This window comes from Arthrobacter sp. ZGTC412 (assembly GCF_002929215.1).
Taxonomy (GTDB): domain Bacteria; phylum Actinomycetota; class Actinomycetes; order Actinomycetales; family Micrococcaceae; genus Arthrobacter.
In genome coordinates, this window is record NZ_PJII01000013.1 from 60,064 (window position 1) to 75,661 (window position 15,598).

Consider the following 15,598-nt stretch of genomic DNA (forward strand, 5'->3'; position numbering starts at 1 on the left):
ATTCATCGTGCCGGCATCATATGGTCAACGATCACATTTCAATGTGCCGGGAATTGCGTTTCCGGTCCAGACGTTCGTGGGGTTAGTGGGCACCGTGTATTTAGCGCGAAGTTCGTATCGCCAACCGGCCGCCGGCTTCCTCTCGGACCAGATCGTCAGATTCATGGTGTCGCCTTGGGCCTGAAGCTGGCCGCCGCCGTCGAAGATTCGGATCTCGTAGGAGGTGGCTCTTGGTACCTTGCCGAACGAATTGACGGTAACCACATTGTTCCACCCGAAAATCCCCAACAGCAGGTGGTTGCACTCCATGGTGACGTTGGCCGTGGCAGGGGTAGCGAGGCCGGTGGTAATCAGGGTTGAGGCCTGTTTGGTGTCCGTGAACTTGGCAAAAGCGGGAGACGGGGTGGTGATCAGTGCCAGGATGACGGCCACGCCGGTGGCGAGAGCACGCAGGGTGCTGACGTGGGACACGGTGTCTTCCTTCCTCCTAAGTTTCGTGCGGGACTGACTCCATTTTCACGAACGCTGCCAAAGCTCAAGCTCCAGGAGGATCAAGGTCGGGCAGTTGGCGCTGAGGGCATTCAGGCATGCGCCTCTGTGCGGCCACCCCTCGTTGCTTCCACCGGGGTTTCCGGATCTTTGCGCCAAATGGAGAACAACATGCCGATGACCAGGACGGCAGGAGCGCCGTACATCAGAGTATTCATCACCAGAGGCTGGCGCAGCGTGCGGATAACGGTCCCGAGGTAGGGAACAGTTGCGGCGTGCCGGTCCACCGTATGGCCGTCGAGCGTGGCGATCCAAGGATCCCTGCCGTTGTTGGCGTCGCCCTTGGTCTGCACCGCGACTTTGCCCTCGGAGGTGGTATCCATGTCGATGATGCGGTGGGTTTCCACACGATGGTCCTCGACCGGGATGTGGTACGTGATGATGTCGCCGACCTTCACGTCATCCACAGGGACGGGGATCGTCACCACAACATCACCCGGATTGATCAGTGGTGACATGGACCCGGTGAGCATCGTTGAGGTCTGATAACCCATGAACCGGGGTCCGATGGCCAGAAGCAGGAAGACAGCCACGGCGAGGACGAAAAACGCCGTGGCGAAGCCCTTTAGGATCCGTCGGACGGGCCCCGTGCGCGACTCGGTCTTACGGGCCGCGGCCCGGGCCGGTTCCTGTGCGCTGGTCACGGTTGTTGTCCTCTGTCTTGTTAGGGGCCGGGGCGGTGCCGGTTAGCTACTGGGTGACTGCGGCGCGCTGGGTGCCGGTGAAGCTGAACTTGATGGTGCTCGTCGGGTTGCCCGGAAATTCTGTCTGAAGTGCAGCTGTGGGGAAGCTGGTAGTGATCTTGAGGTGATCAATTCCGCCAGCAGTGAGGGAGGACGGAACGCCACCCAGAGCCGTGCTAGCCGTGCCCGTCGGAATCATCGGTTGCACGGGCACTACGGTCGTGGCGCCCCCTTTGCAGTCGTACGTGCCGGCAGTAGCACCGGGGGTCCAGGCTGCGGGGCAGCTCTCAATGGTGAGCTTCAGTCCATTCGTCTGGTTTGTGGTGAGCGCAGAGGGGTTGGCAGTCGAGGTGGTCAGCGTGACATTGTTCAGGGCCGAGGTTCCCGAGTTGGTCAGCGTAACGAACTTCGCCACGCTGTCCCCGGGCAGCATGTCCGTGATGGCCGTTTCCAGGGTGTTGGGCGCGCCCTTACCCAGGTCGATCGCCACGCTGCCGGCGGTGACGGCCTGGTCCGCCTGCGTCGTGGAAGTGAAGGCACCGTAGGTTCCCAGGCCGGCGACGGCGGCTGCGGTGCCCACCAGTGCAACGGAGGCGAGGATCTTGCCGGAAGTGGTCTTCATGCTGATGCCCATGTGACATTCCCTTTCGTGAAGGCCCACCCCCAGTGGGCCGGCCGAAGCTTTGGGTCAGACGCTCCCGGCCTGACTTGAATGACTATTCCGGTCGTCCCTCAAGGAGCGCACACAGAGCGGATCAAGAATGACTCAAGTTTGTTATCGACGCAGGTCAATGCCGTTTTGGGCCGATTATCACTGGGAATAGGAGCAGCTCAACGCGGACTGCGATCGCGTCTGCGAGAACAGGACGAGCCGCACTGGGGTGGCTGCCCCAGCCTCGCCCGTGCACTGAACAGTGTGGCAGACGGGGCGATACGGGGGCGTTACAAGCAAGCCCAGTTGCTCGCCGCACGTGTGCGGGCAGGGAGTTATTGCAGGAAACGGCAGCGGCTGCCGGGCTGGGGTGCAGCCCGGCAGCCGCGTGCCGCAAGGTTCCCAATCCAGCTAGTGGCGGGCCTTTGCCCGGATCAGTCCTGCCGCCAGGAGGCCTGCCGCGCCGAGTGAAGCCAGCATGCCGCCAAGAGCCACGGCGTAGTCAGTGATTGTCATGTCCTGCTCCCTCCGTACTGCCTGGTATTGCCTGATGGGCTCAAGCTACGCCCGGAAGGTTGGGAGTTTGTTGAGGATCGCCAGCACGTCGGGTCACGATTCGGGCACAGCAGAATCGGCGGTCATTCTTCGGAGCTGTCATGGGTAACCGTTAACGACGACAGGTTTTAGCGGTACCCGTCCACAATCGCGGCAGCAATTTCCTTGTAAGCCCGCCGGGTCTCGGGCTTCAGCACATCCAGGGTCACCAGGTCACCGTCGGCCACGCCGCGGTCGTGAGGCACGGCGATGAGCTCGCGGCAGATGCCGGAGAGGTGTTCCTCGATGGCGTCCTTGTCCACCCGGGAGGACACCTCGTCCTTGTCGGTGATGACCACGATGGCGTTCCGGGCCAGGTCCTCGTACCCGTGGCTGGCCAACCACTGCAAAGTGCTGCGGGCACGCTTGGCGCCGCTTACTGCGTAGCCGGCGGCGATTACGAGGTTGTCCGCCGACTGCAGGATCCCGCTCATGGCGTTGTGGGTGACACCGGTGCCGCAGTCCGTCAGAGCCACAGAGTAGTAGGCGGCGATGAGCTTGCGGATCCGCAGGTACTCCTCCGCAGTCAGCGAGTCCGAGACCTCGGGGTCCTGCTCCCCCGCAATGAGGTGCAGGCGGCCAGCGTGGTGCATGTACCGGGCAAGGGCGGTGAGCGAGTCAACGGACTCGATGTTCCGAAGCAGGTCCGTGATGGTCCGGGGACTTGACTGCTGGTAAATCCCCTCCCCCAATGCGCGCTCCACGAGGTCGCCGGAGTCGGGGTTCGCGTCGATGGCGCAGGGCGCGTCGCCGCGGTACTCGGCCAGGGTCAGGCCCACGCCCACCGTGGTGGAGGTCTTGCCGATGCCACCCTTGAGGCTGAGCACCGCTGTGTTGTAGCTGCCCTGCAACTGTCTGGAGATGCGGCGGCCGAGTTCTTCTTCCTGGCGCTGCTTCTGTCCGGGGCCCATGTTCCAGGCCCCGCCGGTCATGTTGAAGATGGCCCCACGGACACCGCCCACCGGCCGCGGTTTCTGTTCCTTTACAAACAGGCCGGGTGAGCTGGTGAAGTCCGGCATGGGCTTGTCTGCGATGGTGTCGGCAACAGTGGGCCGGGCACGCCGAAAGGCGGGTGCTTCAGAAGGAGCACCCGACGGCGCCTGCTCGGCATCTGCAGCAGCGGCATCGGGGAGTGAGGTGATGGTGTCAGTCATCGCGGGCTGCGCTGACGCCGGCGCCCGGGTGGGCGCCGGAACGGACGCGGCGGGCTTTACTGCATCCGCTGCAGCCGCCGCCTCCGCCCAGGAGGTCCGGCGCGTCAACGGCCTCCCGGCATCGGGCTGAGTCGAGGGGTTCGGTGTTACGGCTGGCATGGTTCCTGTCCGGGCATCCGTCAGCTCACCGTCGCCGTGACGGTTGTCACGGCGACGGCGCAGCTCAGGCTGCCCTGCATCCTCTGCATGGGCGCGTGCGTTCTGATCCGCCGGATCGGGCATGTATGTCCCCCCAGGACGTTCGGCAAACTGTTTTTGCAGCACTGGTTCAAACAGTAAGTCTAGGGGCTTTGCCTGGTAGGCCTGTTCAGATGCGGACGAGGGCAGCGCCCACCACGGCCGCGGTGAGGACAAGGAGGACGGCCAGGAGGGCGTAGGCCTGCCATTTGGGACGGGTTTTATGGGGATTAATGTCGACGTACGGCATGACTAGCGGCGGTTACCTCGGGGTGCGGCGGGAGCAGTGACCCTGATGGCTCGGCGCTTGAGCCGGAGCATCTGGTGCAGGACAAAGAAGGGAACCAGCAGGGTGCCCAGCAGCGCGCTCAGTGCAAAGGCGTACTCGGATATAGCCACAACAGCCTCCATCGGTCAGGTGATCCCCATTCATCCTGACCTAACCACGTGACAGGTCCTATGACAAGTCACGTCATCAACAGGCGCGCCGCCTGCAGAAGCTATCCGCGTAGAGCCATCAGCACGACGGGCACCGTCGCGACGGCTAAAGCGCTGATCAGGAAATAGGAAAGTACCCTTACATTCCGCTGCCTCAGCTCCCGCCGAGAGTACCGCGCGTGATAGGCGCCCCCGTATCTACCCATGCCGCGATGCTACAAAACACACCCTCAAGATTTGATCAAGTCACCTTAACTGTTACGAAAATCTTGGTGGGCACTGACGGGGCCAGCAGGGGCCAGCGGAACCGCTTCCATGCCTTGGCGGGGTATGCCAAAGCACCGCATCGTCCAGGTAATGCGCACATGGCCGCGCCAATGAGGCCCGAAAGGCTGGCTGCCACCCCGCATGAGCGGTGGCCTCGGGGCCATCGGGCCGGATCAGGGCTGTGCAGGCGAGCACTAAGGCGTGTCTCCTAAAGCTGGCAGCCCAGATTCTGACTGCGCGGAGAACTGCTCCTCCGCGGTACGTGAGTGCGAGTTTGTCGTAACGCGTTGCCAGGGCACGCCATTGCTCGATGATATTGAAGTTCCGTTCGACGACATTCCGGCCCTTGTAGTCCTCTTTGTCGAAGGCCGGAGGTCTGCCGCCAGTGATCCACGCCGTTCACGGGTGACCGACCTGATCGGCCGGCTGTGGGGTGACAGCCGCAATGCCGCGGTCGCGAATATGGGTCCGGATCGCCCTCGACGAGTATGCCTTGTCACCGCGGACACGGTCGGGGCGGGTGCGTGGCCTGCCCGGCCGGCTCGATTGATCTTCAACTGGTTCATCAGGTGGCTGAACATTGGAGCATCTCCACCCTGGCCAGGGGCCACCAGCACCACTAAGGGTCTGCCTTTGCCGTCGACCAGGGCGAGACTTTTGGTGCTTAGCCCGCCGCGGGAACAGCTAATTGCAGGATCGTCGGGTTCAGCAAACAGATTCATGTAGTTCGACGGGGCACCCTGTGGTGCGGGGAAGGTTGGTGCCATGCTCGTGGGCCCGGTTGACCGTTGAGGCAACCGAAACCGACCAGCCCACCTCACCACGGGCATCAGTTGCGCGAAGAGTGGCGATCTCGTCGGTGAGGCCGGTGAGAGTGCCGCTGGCGGTGGCGCAGTGACGGTTCTCCTCGATGATGGCCCGGATTATTGGGCCGGTAGAGAGCGGTCCTGCCCAGGCCTGTGCGGGCGGCAACGGCGGTGAATGTCACTGCCTGTCCGTTCCGGAGGAGCTCGGCACAGGCGCGCTCGAAGCTGTTGAGGGTGTTCGTGTTCGTCATCCTGCGGTGGCCTCGTTGATCAGGTTGTCGAGTCGTGTGATGAGCTGTTTGTGTCTGGCGGCTTCGGTGATCCAGCCCCGTTGTTCGGCGTCGCGGGCGAGTGCGTCTGCATCAACGCGTTGGGCGGCAAGGATCGGCAGTGAACTGCGCTCCGCGTTGAAGCTGGAGCAGTGCTCACAGATATTTGCGTAGGTGCAGGCGCCCTGGGCGGGTGCCCGCAGGCAGTACCCTCCGGCCATGCGGGGACTTCAGCAGCGGGGTGTCCTTCCAGTCTTTTCCGCCGTGATGTCTCTGAGCGGCAGGCTGGCTCTGCCGGTCGGGGGTGTGAGTGCCTGTTGTTTGGCCAGATCAGGGGCCCGTTCGTACTCAGTGCGCACGGTGGCCTCGAACAGCCGTCCGTAGCGAAGGCTCATCTCTGCGGACATGTGGCCGAGCAGCGCCATTAGGGCCTGCAGCGAGACACCGGCGTTGACCAAGGCGGTGGCGTAGGTATGCCGTAGCTGGTGCGGGGTGATGTGTGCGATTCCGGCGAGACCTGCGGCGCAGTCGAGTTCGGCGCGGACGGTTTGTTGCCCGAGGTGAACTCGACCGCAGTGGGTGAACAGGAACTGGGCAGGGCATCGGTAACGCGGGTGTGGCAGTGGCCGGCCGTGCGATCTCGTGTGGGTTATGTGGTCGATCAGTTCCAGGATCTCTTCATCGAGAGGAACCATCCGCTCGGTGTCCAGTTTGCCGAGGGGGACCTTCAGCCAGCTGCCGTGGCCGGGGACTTCGTGGACGCAGTCCAGTTTCAAGATCGAACAGTTCCCCGATACGCAGCCCGCAGGAACGTTGCAGCCGCAAGGCGGCCGCGGCCAGTGCGTTTCCCGGGGAATCGGTGAGGATCTGGGTGAGCCGGCGGTCGATGTCGATGGGCAGGTAGCGGGGCAGTGTTTGAGGGAGCTAGGGATGTCGTCACGGAACAGCAGCTTGCAAGCTGATGCTTCGGGCCAGTCCCACTCGGTGATGTCGGTCAGGAACCCCATCAGCGCGAAAAAGGCGTGTACTGACGGATTCGGGCCGCTCGGCAAGCAGATACACCTGGATGATGGAAGCAACGTCCGCGTCAAGCAGCACCCGCCGCTCACGCTGTCCCTTGCCGAGCACCCGTAACCAACACCCGACGGAATCAAAGTAAATTCCGCAGGCCCCGACCCGCCATGAATGCCAGCGCAACCAGCACCGAGCGTGGGATTGAGGGTCGCTCGCTGACGCGGCCGTAAAAACTTCACTGCGGCCAACACCGGGTCGCCAAACGGCAAAAAGACCTCTTGAGGTGAATGTGTCTTGTGGTACGTGTGACTCACCGCGCGATAGCGGAAGGCAAGAGCTCTCACAACATCCACACCCGAGCCAGTCGCAACCAATCAGCCATGAAGTGTGGACGTCGGGAAACGTAATCCCAAAATCACCAGCAAAGGTTGGGTGCCTAATCCTTTGCTCTCGCATCGGCTGAATAGCCGCCCGGGTTTGCGCTCTGCCAACCCCAGTGATCTGCACACATGCTTGCGAGGTCGCGTTGAGCCGACCACCCAAGGTCAGCCAGAGCCGCCGATGGATCAGCATAGCTCACGGCCGAGTCTCCGGGACGTCGAGGTCCAATTTCAAAGGGAACTAGACGTCCAGCAGCAGCGCTGAAGGCGTGAATGACTTCCAACACCGATGATCCCCGGCCCGTGCCCAAGTTCCACCGAAACGTTCCTGTCTTATTTGCGAGAAATCGTAGGGCAGATAAATGGCCGCCCGCTAGGTCGATCACATGGATGTAGTCCCTCACTCCTGTGCCGTCAGCCGTCGGGTAATCGCTGCCAAATATAGTGACTTTTTCCCTCCTTCCCACAGCCACCTGCGCCACAAACGGCAACAGATTGTTCGGCACTCCCTGCGGGTCCTCCCCAATCCGACCTGACTCGTGGGCGCCCACCGGATTGAAGTACCTGAGCAGCGCAATGCTCCACCTCGCGTCCGCATGGCCAACGTCGGACAAAATGTCCTCAATCTGCTCCTTGGTTCGACCGTAAGGGTTGGTCGCGTCCAAAGGCGTCTCTTCCGTGAGAGGCACGTTTTCCGATGCGCCATAGACGGTAGCTGACGAGCTGAAGACTAAGCGGCGAACTTCGGCCTTCTCCATGCTCTCAACAAGATTGAGCGTGCCCACAACGTTGTTACGATAGTAGGAAAGAGGCTTAGTGACGGACTCGCCGACAGCCTTTAAACCGGCGAAGTGAATAACCGCATCAAACCCTCCTCCAGCAAACACGTCGTCCAGAGCACGAGCATCCAGCAAGTCCACCTGAAGAAAGTCAACACTCCGACCTGTCAACTCTTCTACCCGACGCAGCGACTCCGCGTCCGAATTCGCAAGATTGTCGACCACCACAACCTCATGGCCCGCTTCAAGCAGGCAAAGTACAGTGTGCGATCCGATATAGCCGGCTCCCCCGGTGACCAAGACTTTCATACGACAATCTTAGAAGCCGAGTGACTGCGTCGATAATCTCGTGAACGACCTGTGACTTTCTTGTTCTTAGTAGCTACACCCTCAGAACTATTCATACTATGGATGCTCAGAGCCCACGTTTCAGGACGAGAACTTCGATTCCGTGCGATAACAACGAACGGTGCGGTCGGGAGAGAAATAAAGGCCGGTAGACTGGTCCCGATTGCAAAATTGACTCACATCGCAGCCCGACTGGTGCGCATTGACAAGACTTCTACAGGGGGACCCAAGGTTGGACCTACGCGATTACATGCGTGTACTGAGGCGCTACTGGATTTTGATCGTTGCCGCGACGCTGGCAGGCCTACTCATTGGCGCAGGAGTATCCGTGCTTGCGAAACCGACATACACCGCGCAAACCCAACTCTTCGTCGCCATCCAGAATTCGGGCTCCGTTCAAGAAATGCAGCAGGGTAACACATTCAGTCAAGCGCGGGTGCAGTCTTATGTTAAGGCGGTCAACTCGCCTATGGTTCTCCAACCGGTCATAGACACGCTTGGCCTGGGGGTATCGGCAGAACAACTCTCCGAATCCGTTAGGGCCACGACAGATCTCAATACGGTACTTATCAACATCGAAGTTACTGATGCCTCAGCTGTGAGTTCAGCAGCCATAGCCCAGGCCGTGGCAGACAGCTTGGTCAACGCAATCGAGAATCTAGAGCAGCCCAAGGCCGGGGGCGGGTCCCCATTCAATGTCTCGATCATCACGCCGGCAACGGCTCCATCCTCTCCGACTTCTCCAAACACACGATTGAATTTGGTGCTTGGTCTCATAATCGGGGCTGCAGCGGGTTTCGCCGCTGCAGTGTTGAGGAACCGACTCGATAACAAGATCCGCGGAGAAAGTGACCTGCGCGAAGTTACAGATGCCCCCATCCTCGGCGGCATTTCCTTTGATGCAGATGCCACTCGCAAGCCGCTCCTAACTCAAACCGGCCCCCAGAGCCCACGAGCCGAGTCGTTCCGACAACTGCGCACCAACTTGCAGTTTGCCAACGTCACCCAAGGCGCGAAAACAGTGCTGGTGACTTCCTCAGTTCCTGGTGAAGGCAAAAGTACTACTGCGACGAACCTCGCGATTGCTTTGGCCGAAGCGGGCCAGTCCGTCTGCTTGATCGATGCCGATCTTCGCCGGCCTATGGTAAACGAATACTTAGGGCTGGACCGCAGCGCAGGCTTGACCACCGCGCTTGTTGGATCTGCAGACGTCAACGAGCTCCTACAACCTTGGGGAGAGGGTCGGCTCTACGTACTGGCGTCTGGCCAAATACCGCCGAATCCGAGCGAGCTACTTGGGTCGGTCGCAATGAAGCAATTGCTCGAGGTCTTAGAGGACATCTTCGACTCAATCGTTATTGATGCTCCGCCCTTGCTTCCCGTAACCGATGCAGCAGTCCTGTCTCAGCACGTCGGCGGGGTAATTGTGGTCGTAGGGTCACAGAAGCTGCGTCAGCAGGAGCTTGAGAAGTCACTAAACGCTTTGAAGATGGTCGGTTCCAATATTCTCGGCATTGTCCTCAACGGATTGCCAGCGAAGGGTCCAGACGCGTACACGTACAGCTATTACCGAAACGATCAGCACAAATCGCCCAGCCATGTGAATGGGACCAGCGGTAGGCCTACGGACGGAACAGCTGACGTTGAATTTCCATCACCTCAACTAGGGACTTCCGACAGTCCTCCAAAGAATTTTCCCGCTGATCGTATAAGCCGGTAGCCAAAGCTCTATGCCGTGCCTCTCGATCAGGGGCGGCATCGGGACTAGGAGTCGATGCACTCCACCACCACGGTTCTGGCCGCCATTTGGGAGGGAACATCGTGGTGGTGGTGCCGCGTTGCCGGTATTCAGCCCTAGCACTACAGTCGCGTTTATGGGGTGTGTCCGCGGGCCTAGTAATGACAATATCGGGCGCTGTGTTGGTGTTTTCGTCGCCAGGTTGAGTGTTTCAGGACGTGCTTTGGGTTGGCGGTGCGGTGCCAGACCAGTCGGACGAGCAGGCGCCTGATTTCGGGCAGTGAGAGCCGGATCAGTTCCCCGCTTCCTGCGGAAGGGCCCCTTTTTCTGAGCGGATCACGGTCAGGAATGCCTGAGGCGAACATGGAGGGGGTGATGTGGCGGTACCAGCCGGTGTATTGGCGGACCTGGTAGTGGTTAAGTCCAGTTTCTCCCTTGGAGGTCTGGAAGGTTTCCTCGATCGCCCAGCGGGCGCCGGCGATCCGGACCAGTTCGGCCAGCGGGACCCGGTTCGGGCCGTGGCAAATGAAGTAAGCCAGTTCGATCGGGTCTTTCAGGGACCGGCGGGCCAGCAGCCAGTGTTCTCCGCTTTCGGGGCTTGTATCTCTTAAGTACCCCCTGTTGAGGTGGGGTGGTCGTCGTTTACGGTGGCCTTGGGAGGGGCGGGGGTGGTTCCGGTTTTCGGCTGGGCGTCATGGCCCGTGAAAGAGATCGTCGCCCCCGGCCTGTCTTCCAAGCGGACCCGATTTGAGGGAATTGGTGGCCGGAAGAGAACGGTGCACAGCACCGGGTTTCGTCCGGGCGGGCACCGGATGACTCACAAGCGCGGGAACTGTATCCGACGCTTCCTCAGCAGTTGCGGGCGTGTGAGGGAGGCCGCCGCCGGCGCTCAGAACAGTGCATGACGGTTCTCCCCAAGGATGGGTCAAGCCCGGCCTGGTGACTCGGCTGGTGGACCGGCAAAGACGGGTTGTCCCATCGCACGTATTCGATGCGAGGAGGAGAACCATCATGCAAAATCAGGATGAACCCGCTGAAGTCGTGCGCGCAGTGGCGGGTATCGACGCGGCCATCACGGCACGCCACCATATCGCGGTGCGGGAGTTTTTCGACGACGGAACAGAACACCTGAGCCGTTTCACGGTCGACCCCACACTGGCCGGGCTGGAGAGACTTTCGGCGCGGCTGGCCGCCGTTCCGGTACCTGTGACAGCGGTCGTGGAACCGACCTCGATGACCTGGCTGGCGCTGGCCCTCGCAGTCGAACGGGCCGGCGGCAAGATGGAAATGATCCGTGCCCGTCACTCCGCTCGGCTGCGCGGGGCCATCATGGGCAAGAACAAGTCCGATGTCACAGACTCCGAAGTCCTCACCCATGCCGGGAGATCTTCGACCCCCCACCCCTGGTCCTGGCATCTCCGGGACAGGTGGCGTTGCGGCGGGCCGTGGTCCGCCAGGCCGGCGCCGTGATTGACGGGAACCGTTACTGGCGGGGCTGCTGTCGCTGGCGAGGTGGGCCTTTCCCGATGTGTGGACCGCGTTCGCCGGATCCGAATCAACAGCCCTCGCCGTGCTGGGCCGCTGGCCCCACCTCCGTTCCCTGGCATCGGCACGCACTGCGACCCTGACGGCTGTGATCGCCGAGCACACCCGCGATGTCGCCGACACACCCGCCCGCGCCACGGCGATCAAGACCGCAGCCCGGGGATGGGCAGACTTCTGGGACGGTCATCTAGACCTGGACGCGCTGGCCGTCGACGTCACCGAACACCTCACCGACCTGCAGGAATCCAGGGCAAGGGTGGAGCGCTTCACTTCCCATGCCCGTCAGTGGTGGGAGCAGCTCTACGGCGACGACCCGCTGATCCTGTCCCTGCTCGGCGTGGGCCCGGCAACCGGTCCCTGCATCCGCGCCTACTTCGGTGACAGATCCGGGTTCGACAGTGCCAAGAAGGCCGCGAACTATGTCGGCATCACCCCTTCAAACTGGTCCTCTGGGACGATGAACCAGTCCCGTCGGGCCATCAGCAAGGAAGGACCTGCACCCCTGCGCCTCGCTTTCTACCAGGCCGGCAGCGTCGCCCGGACCATGGATCCCCAGCTGGCCGCCTTTTATCACCGGCTCATGACCGAACATGGCCACTGCCACACACAGGCCACGATCGCTGTCACCAGGAAACTGGCCGAAAGAACCTGGAAAACCCCGACCACCGGGCAAATGTATGAGCTGCGGGACCTCGAGGGTCAGCCAGTCACCAAACGGGTCGCGAAAGAACTCATCGCCTCCTACTACACCGTCACGCCCAAGCAACGCAGCCAGTCGCGGTCCCACACGATCGAAGCGAACGGGCCCGCCTGACACGGTAACATCGATCACCGCCACCCGTTTCCGAGGCCGCTGGCGATCTTCCGCCCCACCAGCCCGGGGTGCAGACCAACGACCCTACGACCCGGTCCCGTCCCGATGGACGCACTTCCCGTCACCGCGGAACACTGGTGAAGGTGCACTCACCCTGCCTGCCGTCCAGAGCTAAAAAACTGTTGACAAGCGTTAGGGAATCTTTAATCTGCTTCTCGTTCACCATGGAAACTGTGCCCTTCCTCGTCGTCGGGTGCGCAGCTCAGCTGGGCGTCAGTCAGTTCAATATCTGGGACTCGCCAGACTCCTATCAGGACATGACGGCCTGCCGGGCTGCACTTCGAAAATGAGCCAGGTCGGCCGACACGTCGTGGGCAGGACAATCACCACGGGGTGATGTCAGAAGAGCCGAGAGTCAGACCCGCCTCACCAGAGGATCCTGCGTCCAGCAAGCCGAGGCCGCCACGCCCATCAAGGAGCCAGACCAACCGGTCCACAACTCCATAGTGAAGAGCCCGAAAACCGGAACCACCCCGGCCCCTCCCAAGGCCACCGTAACCGACGACCACCCCCACCTTAACAGGGGGGTACTTAAGAGATACAAGCCATCAAACTCGTCAAACGCACCGCGCGCGCCTATCGCACCGCGGACAACTACAAATCACTTATTCTCATGAGAAGTGCCGTCCGGACGGCGGCATGACACTCATCCTGGACTCCCATTCCCCCATGAACTCAGCTCAGAGCTTCATTTCCCATGAAACGTGACGGGCCCGTTAGGATCCACTTCGCAGGTTCTAGCTCGGTCGATGGAACGCTAGTCACTGGAACTTGGCCGCCGATGCTTCTGCGCCAAGTGCACGAAATTGGGATTCGCTGCGCTCCGCAGCAAGTCAGGAGCAGGAGCGGGTCCATTGTTCAATGCACCGCGGTTCGTTGCAGCTCCTCCACCGATACTCGCTAGAGCGACCACAAGCGCCATCGAACCCGTCAGGCCCCAAAATGAGCCGGACACCATTATGGCTGCAAGAAAACAAATGACAGAACGAGGAGCGAGCCGTTCGTGCGGCACAGTGTCGAAGAACGTCCCGCTGAAACCCCAGGTAACCAGCAACAGAAAGAACAGCACCAACCCGGGAACGCCGATTTGGAGAGCGACGAAAAGATACCCATTGTCCGCAGCAATACCTCCCAAGGGATAGTCAGCGAGAGGCCCGCTCGGCACAAACTTTGCAGCCACCGGTCCCGAAGCACCCAGCCCATAACCTAACGGTTGCTCGGCGATTAGCTTCAGGGCAACCGGAAGTGTCGTATCCTGACGCACGTTGAATGAGTAGTCCGAAGACAGCCCAAAAAGGGACTGAAAGCGCGCCAGCGCCAAGTCGACACGCTCAGGCGCGAGAACTGCCAAAGCCACAATCGAGAGCATCGACGCGCCCGCTACTGCCCCGAACCTACGAGTGGCCGCGGCTCGTCGGCCTCTTAGCGAACCAGAATTAATGGAAAAGACCAGTATTGCCATCGCCACAAGTGCACCGATAAGCGCGCTGCGCTGAAGGACCACCAGGGTAACGACTGCCGAAGTAAGGCAGAGAAACCAGATAAGCGGCCCTGCAAGGCGAAATCCACGGCTGACCATCGTGGCGCAACTCCACACGAAGGCGCTCCCGGCGAGCATAGACAATTCTTGGCCAGTGGCTTGGAAGCCAAGCAAACGTGTCTGCGATTCCACCTGATAGCTGGCACCCGCTTCCATAAGGCCTTGCAACTCCACAGCGCTCAGACCCACGACTGCCTGAAAAAGAGCCAACAGCATATTCGCCAACAGCACAAATAAAAGAACCCTTCTTATGAAGTTCCTGCTCCATTCTGAAAGGTCCATGGTCTGCATGGTCATCGCAATCACGAGTCCCCACAACATGGCCCTTAGCCCGTACACTGCCTGCTCTGGCATGGCAGCGATGGAAGGGACGGATGCGACCGCCACCCACCCGATAAAAAGCCACGCCACTCCCCAAGCTAATGTCTTTGTTCCTCCCTTCCGTCGACGACTGAAGATCACAACTGCAAGGATTACCGCCACGCAGACATCGGGCAACAAGCTCATGGGCGTCTTGAGAGCCGCAACGTAGCGGGACACCCCCGGCCCGGCGCCGCATACAATGATGAGCGTCGCTGACGCAGCTGCAAAAAAGAACTGGGGCAACTTAGCCGTTCGCATCACAAATGACGACCCTTCGCACGCTGTGACGCAAGGAATATGATCACAAAGCACCCTACTGCCACGGCAATTGACCACGTCCCCAAGGCCACGGGCACCTGGCCCGATGCAAACATAAAGAGCGCCAATGCCGCAACCAATAGGACTCCAAATTGGATGCCGATGACGTGGCTAAGGGAGCGGCGTGCGGTCAAGACGTTGACCGCAGAAGCAGCAACCGCCTGCAACGCAACACCAAGGGAAAGGAGACCGACATACAGGGGCAGCGCACTGTACGCCTCGTCGAGCCAAATCCTAGCGACAAACGAAAGAAGGATGACAATCACCGTTCCAGGAAGTAGAGCCTTGATCGAAGACACTAGCTGTCGATTTGTGAGGCGCGGACGGCTAGTTGTACTAGCCTCCTTGAATGAGATTGCGGAGCGCATCTGCGGCAAGCTGGCCTGCAGCTCGGCTAAGCTCAACGCTATCGAGATTACCGCCGTCAACTGAGGCGGCAGCCAAATACCCGACGCAATGACCGGCGTGCGGGCAAGAACTAGAGACTCCGCCTGACACAAAAAGAACGCACTGGAATTTCTGTAGATGTCAATCATCCGCACATTTACGCGTTCAGTGTGCCGCTTTTTAAAGCTCAGAAGCGGAGCCATGCAGACCAACTGAGTTGAAACATAGATTACCGCCACTATTTCGGCGGAAACAGAATCGAACAAGAAGAACCCGAACGATACCACCAGGGTCACGAGAGGCGCAGCACCGCGGAGAGCTGTACTAAGAAGAAAATTCCCCTCGCCATACTGCCGCCAGCTCAGATTGTTGAACACCGAGCCAATGAAGATGCCCAGAGCAGCAAGGCATGCCAGCTCATCCGACATTCCCCTGAACGGCCTAACAATAAGCAAACCAACTAGGAAGAGTGCTGCGAAACCGAGCTGAACCACGATGTGCTTCCGCAACACAGTCCCAGCGCGTACGCCATCGCCCTGAGCAGCTGCCTGCAAAATTTCCGACTGTACACCAAAACAAGCTATGTAACTTCCGACGCTTAGAACCGCAAGAAAGATAGCCACCAGTCCGCGTTCATCAGGGACCAGAAATAGGGCACTGAAA

The 15,598-nt window shown here is 60.5% G+C and carries 14 protein-coding genes and 2 pseudogenes; 4 read left to right on the plus strand and 12 right to left on the minus strand.

The window, feature by feature from the left end:
• Window positions 1–24: 24 nt before the first annotated feature.
• From CXQ88_RS14655 to CXQ88_RS22150, 8 genes and pseudogenes are all read right to left on the minus strand, one after another.
• The gene (locus CXQ88_RS14655; RefSeq protein ID WP_104044885.1) at window positions 25–471 is read right to left on the minus strand and encodes a hypothetical protein; all 447 of its coding nucleotides are present in this window, start codon (window positions 469–471) and stop codon (window positions 25–27) included.
• A 110-nt stretch (window positions 472–581) separates the two neighbouring features.
• Complete coding sequence (locus CXQ88_RS14660) at window positions 582–1,193, minus strand: signal peptidase I (protein ID WP_104044886.1); 612 nt, start codon at window positions 1,191–1,193, stop codon at window positions 582–584.
• A 46-nt stretch (window positions 1,194–1,239) separates the two neighbouring features.
• The gene (locus tag CXQ88_RS14665) at window positions 1,240–1,866 is read right to left on the minus strand and encodes a TasA family protein (protein WP_104044887.1); all 627 of its coding nucleotides are present in this window, start codon (window positions 1,864–1,866) and stop codon (window positions 1,240–1,242) included.
• 701 nt (window positions 1,867–2,567) lie between these two features.
• Window positions 2,568–3,914, minus strand: a complete 1,347-nt coding sequence (locus CXQ88_RS14670; RefSeq protein ID WP_104044888.1) for a MinD/ParA family ATP-binding protein — start codon at window positions 3,912–3,914, stop codon at window positions 2,568–2,570.
• Between the two features lie 207 nt (window positions 3,915–4,121).
• Window positions 4,122–4,268: a hypothetical protein gene (locus CXQ88_RS21870; RefSeq protein WP_181037538.1), complete on the minus strand. Its 147-nt coding sequence runs from the start codon at window positions 4,266–4,268 to the stop codon at window positions 4,122–4,124.
• Between the two features lie 500 nt (window positions 4,269–4,768).
• Window positions 4,769–5,411, minus strand: a pseudogene (locus CXQ88_RS22690) (IS5 family transposase); the annotation flags it as partial.
• A 216-nt stretch (window positions 5,412–5,627) separates the two neighbouring features.
• On the minus strand, window positions 5,628–5,870 hold the full coding sequence (locus tag CXQ88_RS22145; RefSeq protein WP_219816335.1) for a transposase: 243 nt from the start codon (window positions 5,868–5,870) through the stop codon (window positions 5,628–5,630).
• 9 nt (window positions 5,871–5,879) lie between these two features.
• Window positions 5,880–6,425 carry a tyrosine-type recombinase/integrase gene (locus CXQ88_RS22150; RefSeq protein ID WP_219816336.1) on the minus strand — a complete coding sequence of 182 codons (546 nt, stop codon included), beginning with the start codon at window positions 6,423–6,425 and terminating at the stop codon, window positions 5,880–5,882.
• 175 nt (window positions 6,426–6,600) lie between these two features.
• Between CXQ88_RS22150 and CXQ88_RS21875 the strand changes: the two genes are divergently transcribed.
• Window positions 6,601–6,783, plus strand: a complete 183-nt coding sequence (locus tag CXQ88_RS21875) for a hypothetical protein (RefSeq protein WP_181037548.1) — start codon at window positions 6,601–6,603, stop codon at window positions 6,781–6,783.
• 316 nt (window positions 6,784–7,099) lie between these two features.
• Here CXQ88_RS21875 and galE read toward each other — a convergent pair whose 3' ends face one another.
• Window positions 7,100–8,131 (minus strand): UDP-glucose 4-epimerase GalE, encoded by a 1,032-nt coding sequence (gene galE / locus CXQ88_RS14690; RefSeq protein WP_104044889.1) that lies wholly within the window; start codon window positions 8,129–8,131, stop codon window positions 7,100–7,102.
• Window positions 8,132–8,402: 271 nt separating this feature from the next.
• Between galE and CXQ88_RS14695 the strand changes: the two genes are divergently transcribed.
• Complete coding sequence (locus CXQ88_RS14695; protein WP_104044890.1) at window positions 8,403–9,890, plus strand: polysaccharide biosynthesis tyrosine autokinase; 1,488 nt, start codon at window positions 8,403–8,405, stop codon at window positions 9,888–9,890.
• A gap of 310 nt (window positions 9,891–10,200) precedes the next feature.
• Here CXQ88_RS14695 and CXQ88_RS22400 read toward each other — a convergent pair.
• Window positions 10,201–10,489, minus strand: a pseudogene (locus CXQ88_RS22400) (IS701 family transposase); the annotation flags it as partial.
• Between the two features lie 430 nt (window positions 10,490–10,919).
• Here CXQ88_RS22400 and CXQ88_RS14705 point away from each other — a divergent pair.
• Together CXQ88_RS14705 and CXQ88_RS21880 are read left to right on the plus strand one after the other, a co-directional pair.
• Complete coding sequence (locus CXQ88_RS14705) at window positions 10,920–11,378, plus strand: IS110 family transposase (RefSeq protein ID WP_219816337.1); 459 nt, start codon at window positions 10,920–10,922, stop codon at window positions 11,376–11,378.
• Between the two features lie 58 nt (window positions 11,379–11,436).
• Window positions 11,437–12,267: a transposase gene (locus tag CXQ88_RS21880; RefSeq protein WP_219816338.1), complete on the plus strand. Its 831-nt coding sequence runs from the start codon at window positions 11,437–11,439 to the stop codon at window positions 12,265–12,267.
• 817 nt (window positions 12,268–13,084) lie between these two features.
• Here the strand turns inward: CXQ88_RS21880 and CXQ88_RS14715 are convergent.
• Entirely contained in the window at window positions 13,085–14,374 is a 1,290-nt protein-coding gene (locus tag CXQ88_RS14715; RefSeq protein WP_181037539.1) for an O-antigen ligase family protein, read from the minus strand.
• 113 nt (window positions 14,375–14,487) lie between these two features.
• Window positions 14,488–15,558, minus strand: coding sequence for a hypothetical protein (locus CXQ88_RS14720; protein WP_146069222.1), 1,071 nt, complete (start codon window positions 15,556–15,558; stop codon window positions 14,488–14,490).
• Window positions 15,559–15,598 lie beyond the last annotated feature (40 nt).

Bases quoted from the DNA above. Each gene is read 5' to 3' on its own strand.
- CXQ88_RS22145 (WP_219816335.1), bottom strand. From the start codon at position 5,870: ATGGCCGGAGGGTACTGCCTGCGGGCACCCGCCCAGGGCGCCTGCACC.
- CXQ88_RS14705 (WP_219816337.1), top strand. From the start codon at position 10,920: ATGCAAAATCAGGATGAACCCGCTGAAGTCGTGCGCGCAGTGGCGGGT.
- CXQ88_RS14670 (WP_104044888.1), bottom strand. From the start codon at position 3,914: ATGCCCGATCCGGCGGATCAGAACGCACGCGCCCATGCAGAGGATGCA.
- CXQ88_RS14715 (WP_181037539.1), bottom strand. From the start codon at position 14,374: ATGAGCTTGTTGCCCGATGTCTGCGTGGCGGTAATCCTTGCAGTTGTG.
- CXQ88_RS14665 (WP_104044887.1), bottom strand. From the start codon at position 1,866: ATGGGCATCAGCATGAAGACCACTTCCGGCAAGATCCTCGCCTCCGTT.
- galE (WP_104044889.1), bottom strand. From the start codon at position 8,131: ATGAAAGTCTTGGTCACCGGGGGAGCCGGCTATATCGGATCGCACACT.